Source organism: Pantoea sp. B270, assembly GCF_018726825.1.
GTDB classification, from domain to species: Bacteria; Pseudomonadota; Gammaproteobacteria; order Enterobacterales; family Enterobacteriaceae; genus Pantoea; species Pantoea dispersa.
The window spans coordinates 1,396,351-1,410,157 of the sequence record NZ_JAHCSX010000001.1 but is presented as its reverse complement, the minus strand read 5'-3'; the positions used below and the strand labels follow the sequence as shown (position 1 = coordinate 1,410,157).

Below are 13,807 nucleotides of genomic sequence, written 5' to 3'. Positions count from 1 at the left end.
GATTATCTGCTTCACGCGGGGCGGGCGCAGCGAAAAATTTTATCCGGCTAATTGCGGATATTTGTGCGATTTCTTCGCAGTATAAAAATTGTTAGCTGCGCCACTAGAATGCACGCGTCAATTTTTAACGGCGGAAAGGTGAGCGATGCTGGATAAGCTAAGTAATGCGCTGCATTTTCAACAGCAGGCGCTGGGTTTACTCAATCAACGGCAGCAAATCCTGGCGGGCAATATCGCCAATGCCGATACGCCTGGCTATCAGGCGCGCGATATTGATTTTACGCAACAATTAAAGGCGCGCGTACAGGCGGATAGCGTAAATAACAGCAGCCTGACGCTGGCGATCACCGCTAAAGGACATATTGCCGCGCAGACCAGCGTGCTGCCGGATGCCAGACTCTTATATCGCGTGCCGGATCAACCCAGTGCCGACGGTAATACCGTAGACATGGATCGTGAACGCGTGCAATTCGCCGACAACAATGTGAAATATCAGTCATCGCTGACCTTTCTCAACGGGGAAATTAAAAAAATGATGAGCGTGCTGCAAGGATAATTTGTTCCATGTCAATTTTCTCTATTTTTGATATCACCGGTTCCGCCATGTCGGCGCAAAGCAAACGCATTAACGTTAGCGCCAGTAATATCGCCAATGCCGACAGTATCGCCGGACCCGACGGTGAAGCCTACCGCGCGCGCAGCGTGGTGTTTCGCGTCAAACCGCAGGCCGGCCAGCAGACTGGCGGCGTGGAGGTGACGGAGGTGCTGGAAGACAGCGCGCCGGACCGGCTGCACTACGAGCCGGACCACCCGCTGGCCGACGACGCCGGTTACGTGCACATGCCAAACGTCAACGTGGTCAATGAAATGGTGAACAGTATTGCCGCCTCGCGCAGTTATCAGGCCAACGTTGAAGTGATGAATTCGGCAAAGTCCCTGCTGTTAAAAACCCTGACTATCGGTCAGTAAGGAACGAAGATGGCCGTCAATCCGGTGATGAACGGAAATAACAATGTCAACGGTACGCGCGGCGGCACCAGCGCGGATGATTTGACGCAAAGCTTTATGACGCTGCTGGTGGCGCAAATGCAAAACCAGGATCCCACTAATCCGATGGATAATAACCAGCTGACTTCACAACTGGCGCAGTTTAATACCGCCGCCGGCGTCGAGAAATTAAACAGCACGCTGGAGAGCGTCGGCATGTTAGTGGGCAGCATGCAGCAGTTAAATGTGGCGGAGTGGGTCGGACGCGACGTCTATATCGAAGGCGACACCCGCGTCGGATTCGGCGATGACGCAAATCATGACTTTGCTTTTGCGCTGGGCAGCGATGCCGAAACGGTAAAAGTGAATCTGCAGGATGCCAATGGCAATACCTACACCGCCGAACTGAAAAATGTCAAAGCCGGCGTCAATAAATATACGCTGGACGATTTAACCAACTTCCAGCCCGCGACTCCGCCGGCTGACGGCGAATATAGCGTGTCCTATTCCGCGTCTACCACCGAAGGGGACGCACCGGAAATTCAGTCGCTGAAAAAAGCCAAAGTAGAGGGCGTTTCTTTTACCCCGACCGGCGCATTAATTCAGCTGGGCAAAGATGGCGCGGTAGGCATTGGCGACATTGTGCAAATTCTTTAATTTCTTTCGCGATTATACGAGTTATTCATTATGGGCTTTTCTCAGGGTTTAAGCGGTCTGAATGCCGCCTCGCAGGCGCTGGATGTGGTCGGCAACAATATTGCCAACTCACAAACCGTCGGCTTTAAATCGGGTTCAATCACCTTCGGCGATGTGTTTGCCGGTTCGCAGGTCGGCATGGGCGTGCAGGTGCTGGGCGTCAACCAGAACTTCGGCGACGGCATTCTCAGCCAGGGCAACAGCAATCTGTCAATGGGCATTCAGGGCAACGGCTTTTTTCGCCTGACCGATGCCGCGGGCAAAATTTTCTACAGCCGCAACGGTGAGTTCACCAAAGACGCCGACGGCTTTATCACCAACAACGGCCTGTACCTGACTGGCTATCAGGCCACCGGCACGCCACCCAGCATTCAGCCGGGCTCGCCGCTCGGACCGATCCAGATCCCGGATACGCAGATGCCGGCTAAAGCCTCCACCAGCGGTAGCCTGCAGGGCAACCTCAACTCCAGCGACGACAACAAAGTGCTGGCTGACTTCGATGCCAGCGATGCCAGCACCTACAACTTCGCCAGCGTGGTGGAAGCCTATGACAGCCTCGGCAACAAGCACACCGTGGATGTTTATTACATCAAAACCGCCGACAACCAGTGGACAGTGAAAACCCGCGATACCTCAGCGCCCGGCAACCCCGAGTTCCAGGAAACTACGCTGCAGTTCAACAGCGCAGGGGAGCTGACCACCACGCCGGCGGAAGTGGACATCATCGGCGCGGCCTTTAAGGGCGGCGATCCGCTTAACTTCAAACTGGATCTGAGCGGCATGACGCAGCAGGCCAGCGACACCGCGATGGAGCCGGCAAAAACTGACGGCTATGAACCAGGCAAACAGAATGGCTACACCGTCGGCGATAACGGCCAGATCATCGCCTCCTACAGCAACGGCCAGCAGCAACTGATTGGTCAGGTGGTGCTGTCGAATTTCACTAATCCGGGCGGACTGGCGTCGCAGGGCAATAACACCTGGTCGGCAACGCCGGAATCGGGCCAGGCCACCAACGGCCTCTCCGGTAACGGCAACCTCGGCAAGCTGCACGGCAGCGTGCTGGAGGCGTCTAACGTCGATTTGGGCAAAGAGATGGTCAACATGATCGTCTACCAGCGTAACTACCAGTCCAACTCGCAAACCATCAAAACTCAGTCTGAGCTGCTGCAGACGCTCTCGACGCTGCGGTAAGGGCGGCTATGGATCGCGCGATTTACACCGCCATGGGGGCCGCCAGTGCCGCCATGGATCGCCAGTCGGTTACCGCCGGCAATCTGGCCAACAGCAGCACGCCGGGCTTCCGCGCCCAGCTCAGCGCCACGCGCGCGGTGCCGGTCACCGGTCACGGCGTGCTGACGCGCACGCTGGCTACCGCCACCACGCCGTGGCATGCCAGCCAGCAGGGGCCGGTGCAGCAAACCGGCCGCGAGCTGGATGTGGTGCTGCCGGCCGAAGGCTGGCTGGCGGTGCAGCGTGCGGACGGCAGCGAAGCCTACACCCGCAACGGCAGCATTGAGGTCGACAGCGAAGGGCAGCTGCGCATTGCCGGTCTGGCGCTGCTGGGTGACGGCGGACCGCTAACGGTGCCGCCGCAGGCCACGCTGACCGTCGCTGCTGATGGCACCGTCACCGCCCGCGGCGCGGGCGATCAGGCCAATGTGCTGACGCAGGCAGGCCGGCTCAAACTGGTCAGTGCGCCAATCAACAGCCTGCGCCGCAGCGATGACGGCCTGTTTCTCGCGGATGCCGGCGAACTGCCGGCTGATGCGGCGCTGCGGCTGACCAGCGGCGCGCTGGAGAGCAGCAACGTCAGCCCGGCACAGGCGATGGTCGAGATGATCGCCACCGCACGCGGCTTCGACATGAACATGAAACTGATCGGCAGCGTGGATGAAAACGCGCGCGCCGCTAACCAATTACTGAGCGCGGGCTAAACCGCGCTTCCGGGAGTCAACTGATGATTCGCTCGTTATGGATTGCGAAAACCGGCCTCGAAGCCCAGCAAACCAACATGGACGTGATCTCCAATAACCTGGCCAACGTCTCGACCACCGCCTTTAAGCGCCAGCGGGCGATGTTTGAGGATCTGCACTATCAGACGCTGCGCCAGCCTGGCGCGCAGTCTTCCGAGCAGACCACCATCCCGACCGGCCTGCAGCTCGGCACCGGCGTGCGTCCGGTAGCGACGCAGCGCATTCACAGTCAGGGCAACCTGAGCCAGACCAATAACGCCCACGAAGTGGCGATTGAAGGTCAGGGCTTTTTTCAGGTGCAGATGCCGGACGGCACGCTGGCTTACACCCGCGATGGATCGTTCCAGCAGGATCAGAATGGTCAGATGGTCACCGCCAGCGGCTACACGCTGATGCCAGGCATTACGCTGCCGGCCGAAGCGGACAAGCTAACCATTGGCGTGGACGGCATGGTCAGCGTCACGGTGCCGGGCCAGACCGCACCGGTGGTGGTCGGGCAGATCTCGCTGGTGACCTTCACCAACGATGCCGGACTGGAGAGCATCGGCGAAAACCTGTATCGCGAAACCCAGTCTTCCGGTGCGCCGAATGAGTCGACGCCCGGCCTGAACGGCGCGGGCAAGCTGAAACAGGGCTATATCGAGGGATCGAACGTCAACGTCGCTGAAGAACTGGTGAACATGATCCAGACGCAGCGCGCCTACGAGGTCAACAGCAAAGCGGTCTCCACTTCAGACCAGATGCTGCAACGCCTGACGCAACTTTAATGTGCTGGCCGCAGCGCGCGGCCGCCTGACGATCCGCTATGAAACCGTACTCAACAACTTTTTCTGTCGCGCTGGCGCTGTCTCTGGTACTCAGCGGCTGCAGCGTGATGCCGCACGCGCCGCTGGTGCAGGGCGCGACCTCGGCGGCACCGGTGGTCACACCGGTCAGTGTCACCAACGGCGCTATTTTCCAGACCGGCCAGGCGATGAATTACGGCTATCAGCCGATGTTTGAAGATCGCCGGCCGCGCAACGTCGGCGATACGCTGACCATCCTGTTGCAGGAGAACGTCAGCGCCAGCAAAAGCTCTTCCGCCAGCGCCAACCGTAACGGCAGCGCCGGGCTGGGATTTGATGCGGTGCCGCACGCCCTGAGCGGTTTGCTGGGCGGCGATCGCGCCCGGGCGGAGATGAGCGGCAAAAATGATTTCAGCGGCAAAGGCGGCGCGGCGGCGCGTAATACCTTCAGCGGCACGCTGACCGTCACCGTTACCGAACTGCTGGCCAACGGTAACCTGCGCGTGGTGGGCGAAAAGCAGATTGCCATCAATCAGGGCACTGAATTTATCCGTTTCTCCGGCGTGGTGAATCCGCGCACCATCAGCAGCGGCAACACCGTGCCGTCCACTCAGGTGGCGGACGCGCGCATCGAGTACGTCGGCAACGGCTACATCAATGAGGCGCAGCAGATGGGCTGGTTGCAGCGGCTGTTCCTTTCTCTCTCTCCGCTATAGGCACCGACCAATGAACACCTTTCTGATGCGCTGTCTGCTGCTGATGCTGCTGTGCAGCGCCACAGTTCACGCCGAACGCATTCGTGATATCGCCAGCATTCAGGGCGTGCGCAGCAATGCGCTGATGGGCTATGGCTTAGTGGTCGGTCTGGATGGCACCGGCGACCAGACCATGCAGGCACCGTTCACCGGCCAGAGCCTGAATAACATGCTGTCGCAGCTCGGCATTACCGTGCCGCCCGGCGTCAATATGCAGCTGAAAAACATCGCGGCGGTGATGGTGACCGCTGAGCTGCCGCCGTTTGCGCGCAGCGGTGAGAAGATCGACGTGGTGGTTTCATCGCTCGGCAATGCAAAAAGCCTGCGCGGTGGCACGCTGCTGATGACGCCACTGAAAGGCGCCGACAACCAGATTTACGCGCTGGCGCAGGGCAACCTGCTGGTGAGCGGTGCCGGCGCACAGAGCGGCGGTAACCGGGTACAGGTCAATCAGCTTAACGGCGCGCGTATTGACAACGGCGCGACGGTTGAACGCGAAGTGCCGCTGGATTTTGCCGGCCAGGGCGAGCTGCGCCTGCAGCTGCATGAGGAAGATTTCAGCGTGGCGCAGCAGGTCAGCGACGTCATTAACCGTCGTTTTAGCGGCGCGGCACAGGCCGAAGACGCACGCAGCGTGCGGCTGTATGTGCCTGCCACACCGGCAGCCAAAGTGCGTTTCCTCGCCGAGGTGCAGAACCTGCCGCTGCGGGTGGCGGTGATGGATGCCAGAGTCATCGTCAATTCGCGCACCGGTACGGTAGTGATGAACCGGCACGTCACGCTGGATGCCTGCGCGGTGGCGCAGGGCGATCTCACGGTGGAAGTGTTCAATAACCGCGAAGTCAGTCAGCCCGATACGCCCTTCGCCGGCGGCGAAACCGTGGTGACCAATAACACCGAAATCTCAGTGCGCGAGCAGGGCGGTTCGCTGCAGCAGGTTAATACCAGCACCGATTTGAACAACGTGGTGCGCGCCTTAAACCGTCTCGGCGCGACGCCGAATGACCTGATGTCGATTCTGCAGTCAATGAAAAACGCCGGCTGTCTGCGCGCCCGACTGGAGACCAACTGATGACCGCGCCACAGGGTTACGCCGCGTATGACGTGCAGGGGCTGAGTGCGCTGAAGCGGCAGATGCGCGCCGACGGTCGCGGAGCGATGCAGAGCGCCGCGCGTGAAATGGAAGGTCTGTTTGTGCAGGTGATGCTGAAAAGCATGCGTCAGGCCTGCTTCGGCGGCGGTTTGCTGCAGAGCCAGGCGGGCGAAATGATGACCTCCCTGTACGATCAGCAGCTGGCGCTGCAGGTGGCGGGACGCGGCGAGCTGGGGCTGGCGCAGATGATGCTAAAGCAAATGGGCGAGCTACCGCAGACGGTGAACCAGACCGCAGGCACCCGTGTGCCAGAGGTGATGCAGCGCCTGAGTCACAGCCTGGCGCCGCAGCCGGCGCAACCGGCGGTGACCCTGCTGCCCGCGCTGGTGGCACCGCTCAACAGCGCGCCGGGCGGCGATCGCCACGACTTTATCCGTCAGCTGATGCAGCCGGCGCTGGCGGTGGCACAGCGCACCGGCATCGATCACCATCTGATTATTGCTCAGGCCGCACTGGAGTCCGGCTGGGGCCGGGGCGAAATCCGCACCGCCAGCGGCGAGCGCAGCTACAACCTGTTTGGCATCAAAGCCTCACCCGACTGGCAGGGCAAAACCACCGACATCACCACCACCGAGTTTATCGATGGCGTCGCGACCAAAACCCGCGCCGCATTCCGCGTCTATGACTCTTTCAGCGAGGCGCTGAGTGATTACGCGCGCTTCATCGCTGACAACCCGCGCTACCGGGCGGTCACTGACGCCGCCAGCGGCGAGCAGGCGGCGCAGGCGTTGCAGCACAGCGGCTACGCCACCGATCCGCACTACGCCAGCAAACTGATCAGCATTATGCAGCGGGTAAAAAGCACGGTGAGCGCCAGCGTCAGCGCCTATCAAACCGATCTCTCAACGCTGTTCTGATTTTTTATTTCAGAAATTTCTGTAATCACCGATGGGTTGAGTAGGGATTTGTCTCAATTTGACCGATTGTACGGGGAAACCATGAATCTGATGTATCTGGCCAGAAATGGTCTGGGCGCCGCGCAGACGGCACTGCACGTTGTCGGCAATAACCTGAGCAATGCCATGACCCCCGGCTACAGCCGCCAGAGCGCGCAGTTCGGCGAAGCCGGTGGCCGCACCACCGCCAACGGTTTTTTTGGCTACGGCACGCAGATCAACGGCATCGAACGCGCCTACAGCGGCTTTGCCAATCAGCAGCTGCGCGACGCCAACAGCAGCTTTATGCAGCATGATGGCCGGCTGTCGCAGCTCAGCCAGATTGACAAGCTGTTCGGTGACGACAGCGCTAACTTCTCGGTTTCCCTGAATAATCTGTTTAAAGGGCTGGAGACGCTGAATGGCGATGCCTCCAGCGCGTCGGCGCGCCAGGCGGCTTATCTGCAATTCACCGCGCTGACCTCGCAGCTTAACACTCAGGGCCAGGCGCTGAACGGCCTGCAGAAAAGCAGTAACAGCCAGATTGAACAGAGTGTCACCGACATCAACGACGTCACGCGTCAGCTGGCCAGCCTGAATGAAGAGATTGGCAAGATTCACGGCCAGACCGGCAATCTGCCGGCCGACCTGCTCGACCTGCGCGACGGCCTGCTGAATAAACTCAGCGGCCAGGTGGGGATTCGCGTCAGTGAAAACAGCGCCACCGGGCGGGTCGACGTCACGCTGGAAAACGGCTTCCCGCTGGTCAACGGCCACAGCGCTTATACGCTGTCGACCGCGCCGTCGGCGGAAGATCCGCTGAAAACCGTGGTGATGTACCGCGACGCCGCCGGTAACGAGCAGCGGCTGGATGAGAGCAAGTTGTCGCACGGTAAACTCGGCGGCCTGTTTACCTTCCGCAATAACGATCTGCTGCAGGCGCGTGATGAACTGAACCAGCTGGCGCTGCAGATGGCGCAGCGTTTCAACACGGTGAACCGTGACGGTTACGACGCGGCGGGCAAGCCGGGCGGTGATATTTTCAACATTCCGCAGCCGGTGGCGCAGGCCAACCGCAACAACCTCGGCAGCGCCACGCTGGACGTCAGCTTCAGCGATATCAGCCAGGTGCAAACCGGCGGCTACACCCTGAGCATGACCGACAGCGGTGACTGGCAGGTGAAAAGCCGCGATGGCCGCGTGGTGCCGCACACGGTGGATGCCAACACCGGGGCGCTGCAGTTTGACGGCCTGAGCATTAGCGTGACGCCGGGGGCCAGTCCGGGCGACAGCTTTAGCCTCAATCCGCTGGATAACGTGGCGGCGCGCCTGCAGGTGGCGCTGAGCAACGGTGACGGTATTGCCGCTTCGGGATCCGCCGATGCCGACGACAAAACCAACAATGAAAACCTCAAAAAAATGCTGGCGATCCAGACCGAAGCGTTGGTCGGCAAAGCAACGCTGAGCGAAGCCTATTCCAGCCTCGTCGGGCGCGTCGGCGCCACCGCCTCGGCGGCAGAAAGCGATGCCACCCAGAGCGCCAAAGCGCTGGAAGCGGCGGCGATGGAGCAGCAGGCGATCGCCGGCGTCGATCTCAACGAAGAGTACATCAGCCTGCAGATGTACACCCAGTACTACCAGGCCAACAGTCAGGTGTTGCAAACCGCGAACACATTGTTTGACGCGCTGTTAAGCCTGCGCTGAAGCGCAATCATTTAAGGGAGGCGGAAATGCGTCTGAGCACACTTTTCCAGTATCAAAACAATCTCAACAGCTTTTCGCGCGGCGTCAGCGCCGGTAACGAGATCTACAACCGGCTGGCCAGCAATAAAAGCGTGCTGACGCCGTCGGACGATCCGGCCGCGGCGGCGCAGGCGGTGCTGTTACAGGACGCGCTGGCGCAAATCGGCCGTTTCGACAGCGCCCGCCAGTCGGCGCGCGCGGCGCTGGAGCTGGAGGACCACACGCTGGGTTCCATCGGCAACGTGCTGACCAAAAACCTGACGGAAAAACTGGTGCAGGCGGGCAACGATGGCGTGTCAGATGCCGACCGCGCCGCGCTGGCCACCGAACTGGAAGGCATTCGCAACAGCCTGCGCGATCTGGGCAACGCGCGCGACGGCCAGGGGAATCCGATCTTTGCCGGCTACAAAACCGGTCAGGCACCGTTTGACGACAGCGGCAACTATCGCGGCGGCGACACTGCGCTGTCAGGCCAGGTGGCGGACAACGTGGAGATGGCGCTGGGCCATACCGGGCGCGAGCTGTTTATGAGTGGCAGCGCCGACGATCTGTTGCAGCAGCTGGATAAAGCCATCGCAGCACTGAAGCAGCCGGTTAACGATGACGCGGACCGCAGCGCGCTGCGCAGCACGCTGGAGGAGGTTAGCGGCTCGGTGCGCAAAGGTATCGATAACCTTGGCAAGCTGCAGGCGGAAGTCGGTACCCGACTGCTGCAGCTGGACGCGCTGGATCAGTCGGCGGCCACCCAGCAGCTGGATCTCACCGCGCGGCTGGAGCAGACCGTGGGCTCGGATTACGACACCCTGATCGGTCTGATTGGCCAGTCGAAAATGTCTGAATTCTCGCTGAACGCCTCGATGATGGTGTTTCAGAGCATGCAAAAAATGTCGCTGTTCAACATGACGCGCTAAGGCTTCATCTTTCACCAGACGCCGGAGCGGCGTCAGAGGACACTATGTTTAAGAATCTCAAAATCGCTACCGCGATCACCAGTATCATCGCCTTTTTCACTGCCATGCTGGTAGTGGCGCTGGCGTTCAGCGTGCTGAAAGCGGTCTCCAACAAAGCCAACTTCGAAGAGGCGCAGGTCTCGACCGTCAACAATAACGCGATGCAGGATGCGATGTTCAACATCAACGGCTCGCTGGCGCAAATCCACAGCATGCTGTTGCAGAAGGCGCTTGAGCGGCCGGTCAGCCAGCAGGCGGTTGAGCAGGTACGTGAACGCCTGGTACTGGCGCGTCGCGGCATGGATACCTATATCGGCACGCCGTTTAACAGTGACGAAGAGCAGGCTGCAGCCAATGCGCTGGATAAGCAGTTTGATCTGGTGATGGCGATTGCGCAGAACAACCTTAATTCGCTGGATAATCCGCTCAGCGTGATTGAGGGGCTGCGTCATGAAATCGACAACCGTAATCTGATGCGCGAACGGCTGGCGCAGTACAGTGAAATCAACGACCGCTATAACCACCAGCTGATCGCCAGCGCGGAAAGCGATTATCGTCAGATGGTCGGCATGGCGATTGTGATGCTGCTGATTTCGGCGCTGCTGCTGCTGCTGGCGCGCATCTGGGTGAAGCGCGTGCTGGTGACGCGCATGGCGGATACCACCGTCTCCATCCAGCGCATTGCGCAGGGCGATCTGACGCAGCGCATCGAGGCGGGCAATGAGAACGAGCTGGGCCTGATGCTGAAAGAGCTGGAGGCGATGCGCCTGTCATTAATCAGTACCGTCTCCGGTATCCGTGAAGGGGTAGGGCGCATTTACGCCAATGCGCAGGAGATCGCCAACGGCAACAATAATCTCTCGTCGCGCACCGAAGAGCAGGCTTCAGCGCTGCAGCAGACGGCCGCCAGCATGGAAGAGATCAAAACCACCGTGCGCCAGAATGCTGATAACGCGCACAACGCGCGTCAGCTGGCCGACAGCGCCAGCAAAAACGCGCGCAGCGGCGGCGAAGTAATGACGCGACTGGAAGAGATCATGCAGCAGATCAGCAAGAGTTCGCGCCAGATCGCTGACATCAACGGCGTGATTGACAGCATCGCCAACCAGACCAATATCCTGTCGCTTAACGCAGCGGTGGAAGCGGCGCGCGCCGGCGAGCAGGGACGCGGCTTTGCGGTGGTGGCGGAAGAGGTGCGTAACCTGGCGCGCCGCAGTGCCGACGCGGCGAAAGAGATCAATGAGCTGATCGTCAACACCGTGGCAATCATGGAGACCGGTACGCTGCAGGTCAGCAACGCCAGCTCGGTGATGCGCGACATCGTCAGCTCGGTCAGCCAGGTCACCGATATCATGGGTGAAATCACCCTTGCGTCAGACGAGCAGAGCGCCGGTATCAATCAGATCGCCCAGGCGGTTAATGAGATGGATCTGGTGACGCAGCAGAACGCCACGCTGGTGGAAGAGGCGGCGGCGGCGGCCAGCAATCTGGAGAGCCAGTCGGAAACGCTGGAGAATATTGTCAGCCAGTTTGCGCTGGATAATCAGCCAGCGGCGTTTAGCGCCAGCAAACCGCTGCCGGCGCTGCGTCCGGTAAAACATCAGGAAGCCGAGTGGGAAACATTTTAATTTATTCCCGCTAACTATGTTATTCCCGCCCCGATAAAGCAGCGGAATGCGCAATATTATAACGCCTTATCACGCTTTGTAATATTGCGCCTCTCCGCAATAATGGCTCTCCGGTTTACAGGAGAATCAGACATTGTGAACGGTATTTACACCTCCAGCGGCGTTGAAAATAAAAATGACCTGTGGAAGCGTTACGGACATTTAGTGCGTCAGGAAGCGCTGCGTTTGCAGGTGCGCCTGCCGGCCAGCGTGGAACTCGACGATTTAATTCAGGCCGGCTCGCTGGGTTTTTTATCCGCCATTGACAGCTTCGATCCGAAAAAAGGCGTGGCAATAAGCGCCTATATTATTCAGCGCGTGCGCTGGGCGCTGATGGATGAATTACGCGAGCGTGACTGGGTGCCGCGCCGCGTACGCACCCATGCCAGAGAAATGGCCGCGGTCATTCAGCGACTGGAACAACAAACCGGGGCTGCGGCGGAAGAAAAAGAGATTGCGCGGGAAATGGGTATCAGCCTGCAGGAATATCATGCCATGCTGCATGATACCAATCTCAGCCAGATTTATTCGCTGGACGAACTGCAGGAGGAATTTGCCGACGCCTTTGAAAAACCGGAAGCCGAGCACGAACAGCTCAATCCACTGCATGGCCTGCTGCAGCAGAATATGGCGGCGCGCATCAGTGCGGAAATTAAATTCCTGCCGCAGCGCGAGCAGCTGTTACTGAGCCTCTATTATCAGCAGGAACTGAATATGCGTGAGGTCGCATCGCTGCTGGATCTCACTGAAACGCGGGTGAGCCAGTTGCACAGCCAGGCCATCAAGCGTTTACGCGCCAGACTGGATGCCCGCGAGGCGCGGTAATCGGGTAAGAAAGGACCTTTTCCCCGATTAATCCTAAAGAGTTAGGGCGCCATTTTGCAGCCGGGATTAATGCTTTAATAATGCTATCTTTGACAAATTAATCTTACATTAAGCTTGGTAATCATAAGGTTAGAGCGGTATTTAAGGTTTGTCTTATTTCTTGTTTTTGACAGAATCGATGCGCTACCATTTGCTCAGACATTTAGCTGAACCGATTCATTTTATAACTGCATCATTCAGCCGCTGTCACAGTACGAATACGGTACGATGGGGTTTGCGCAACGTGAAATGTTATTAAATTGGGATGTTTGTAACGTTTCTTCGAATCATCGGCATAACGCATTTACATGTCAGAGCACGTTTTCACCGTGAGCACTATTCTGCTCAGGACGCCCTGCATCTGAATGCCTGGAATAAGACCTTAGCGCCGGATTAATAACCTGGCCTGTCAGGAAATCGTCATGACTCACGATAACGAACATATTCAAAGCATCCACGATATTAATCTTTCCTATTTATTACTGGCACAACAACTGATCCGTCAGGACAAAGTCGCAGCAGGTTTTCGCCTCGGCCTGAATGACGCCACCATCGATATGCTGAAAAATCTGCCGCTGCCCAAGCTGATTAAACTGGCTTCTACCAATCAGCTTATTTGCCGCCTGCGGGTCGATGATGATGTGGTGATTGATAACCTGACCAAAGATTCGCGTATTGAAGCGCTGCAGCAGATTCACACCGGTATTATTCTGTCGACCAATTTACTGAACTCACTGAGTGAAACCAGTGCCGCGGCACAATAAGGCAATCGTCATGAACGAGAAAAGTATTCTTAATGAAGTGCGTGAAGTGAATATTGCCATGGAGCTGATTTCACTGGGTGCACGCATGCAGGTGCTGGAGAGTGAAACCCAGCTGAGCCGTCGCCGTTTACTAAAACTCTATAAAGAACTGCGCGGCGAGCCGCCGCCGAAAGGCATGCTGCCCTTCTCCGAAGACTGGTTTATGGCGTGGGAACAGAATATTCATTCGTCGATGTTTTACAATATTTACCTCTATCTGCAAAAAACCGAACATTTCCGGCCGATTGAGGCCACGTTAAAAGCCTACCGTCTTTATCTCGAACAGTGTCCGGCCACGCCCGGGGAAAAGCAGGTGCTGGGGCTGACCCGCGCCTGGACGCTGCTGCGTTTCATTGACTGCGGCATTATCCAGTACAAGCAGTGCGACTGCTGCGGCGGCGGCTTTGTGGTGACCAAAGACAGCGCGCGCGATCCCTTTGTTTGCAGCCTGTGTTCTCCGCCGTCACGTGCGGTAAAAAAATATCCTGACGTGGTGCACAACCAGTGCAGCGCGCCGTTTGCCGCCCTGCAATGGCACGCCGGCTAATCCCGG

General features: G+C 58.6%; 15 protein-coding genes. All 15 read left to right on the top strand.

What is annotated here, in order from left to right:
* The first annotated feature begins 145 nt into the window (after nucleotides 1–145).
* The 15 genes from flgB to flhC all read left to right on the top strand — a co-directional run bounded on the left by flgB (nucleotide 146) and on the right by flhC (nucleotide 13,801).
* Nucleotides 146–556: a flagellar basal body rod protein FlgB gene (flgB, locus tag KOL70_RS06830; RefSeq protein WP_088517762.1), complete on the top strand. Its 411-nt coding sequence runs from the start codon at nucleotides 146–148 to the stop codon at nucleotides 554–556.
* Nucleotides 557–564: 8 nt separating this feature from the next.
* A complete protein-coding gene (flgC, locus tag KOL70_RS06825; protein WP_215480428.1) occupies nucleotides 565–969 on the top strand; it encodes a flagellar basal body rod protein FlgC in 405 nt (134 codons plus the stop codon).
* Between the two features lie 9 nt (nucleotides 970–978).
* Complete coding sequence (locus KOL70_RS06820; RefSeq protein ID WP_215480427.1) at nucleotides 979–1,644, top strand: flagellar hook assembly protein FlgD; 666 nt, start codon at nucleotides 979–981, stop codon at nucleotides 1,642–1,644.
* Nucleotides 1,645–1,674: 30 nt separating this feature from the next.
* The gene (gene flgE, locus KOL70_RS06815) at nucleotides 1,675–2,877 is read left to right on the top strand and encodes a flagellar hook protein FlgE (RefSeq protein WP_215480426.1); all 1,203 of its coding nucleotides are present in this window, start codon (nucleotides 1,675–1,677) and stop codon (nucleotides 2,875–2,877) included.
* 8 nt (nucleotides 2,878–2,885) lie between these two features.
* Nucleotides 2,886–3,620, top strand: coding sequence for a flagellar basal body rod protein FlgF (locus KOL70_RS06810; protein ID WP_215480425.1), 735 nt, complete (start codon nucleotides 2,886–2,888; stop codon nucleotides 3,618–3,620).
* Nucleotides 3,621–3,643: 23 nt separating this feature from the next.
* On the top strand, nucleotides 3,644–4,426 hold the full coding sequence (gene flgG, locus KOL70_RS06805) for a flagellar basal-body rod protein FlgG (protein WP_058757442.1): 783 nt from the start codon (nucleotides 3,644–3,646) through the stop codon (nucleotides 4,424–4,426).
* Nucleotides 4,427–4,464: 38 nt separating this feature from the next.
* On the top strand, nucleotides 4,465–5,160 hold the full coding sequence (locus tag KOL70_RS06800; protein WP_215480424.1) for a flagellar basal body L-ring protein FlgH: 696 nt from the start codon (nucleotides 4,465–4,467) through the stop codon (nucleotides 5,158–5,160).
* Nucleotides 5,161–5,170: 10 nt separating this feature from the next.
* Nucleotides 5,171–6,271 (top strand): flagellar basal body P-ring protein FlgI, encoded by a 1,101-nt coding sequence (locus KOL70_RS06795; protein ID WP_058757444.1) that lies wholly within the window; start codon nucleotides 5,171–5,173, stop codon nucleotides 6,269–6,271.
* Nucleotides 6,271–7,209, top strand: a complete 939-nt coding sequence (gene flgJ / locus KOL70_RS06790; RefSeq protein ID WP_215480423.1) for a flagellar assembly peptidoglycan hydrolase FlgJ — start codon at nucleotides 6,271–6,273, stop codon at nucleotides 7,207–7,209. Before KOL70_RS06795 ends, flgJ begins: the two co-directional genes overlap by 1 nt.
* A gap of 81 nt (nucleotides 7,210–7,290) precedes the next feature.
* A complete protein-coding gene (flgK, locus tag KOL70_RS06785; RefSeq protein WP_215480422.1) occupies nucleotides 7,291–8,931 on the top strand; it encodes a flagellar hook-associated protein FlgK in 1,641 nt (546 codons plus the stop codon).
* 26 nt (nucleotides 8,932–8,957) lie between these two features.
* Nucleotides 8,958–9,881: a flagellar hook-associated protein FlgL gene (gene flgL / locus KOL70_RS06780; protein ID WP_215480421.1), complete on the top strand. Its 924-nt coding sequence runs from the start codon at nucleotides 8,958–8,960 to the stop codon at nucleotides 9,879–9,881.
* Nucleotides 9,882–9,925: 44 nt separating this feature from the next.
* Entirely contained in the window at nucleotides 9,926–11,548 is a 1,623-nt protein-coding gene (locus KOL70_RS06775; RefSeq protein ID WP_215480420.1) for a methyl-accepting chemotaxis protein, read from the top strand.
* 135 nt (nucleotides 11,549–11,683) lie between these two features.
* Nucleotides 11,684–12,412, top strand: a complete 729-nt coding sequence (locus tag KOL70_RS06770; RefSeq protein WP_088517770.1) for an RNA polymerase sigma factor FliA — start codon at nucleotides 11,684–11,686, stop codon at nucleotides 12,410–12,412.
* 461 nt (nucleotides 12,413–12,873) lie between these two features.
* The gene (flhD, locus tag KOL70_RS06765; protein WP_058757450.1) at nucleotides 12,874–13,215 is read left to right on the top strand and encodes a flagellar transcriptional regulator FlhD; all 342 of its coding nucleotides are present in this window, start codon (nucleotides 12,874–12,876) and stop codon (nucleotides 13,213–13,215) included.
* A 10-nt stretch (nucleotides 13,216–13,225) separates the two neighbouring features.
* Nucleotides 13,226–13,801 (top strand): flagellar transcriptional regulator FlhC, encoded by a 576-nt coding sequence (gene flhC, locus KOL70_RS06760; RefSeq protein ID WP_058757451.1) that lies wholly within the window; start codon nucleotides 13,226–13,228, stop codon nucleotides 13,799–13,801.
* The last annotated feature ends 6 nt before the right edge of the window (nucleotides 13,802–13,807 follow it).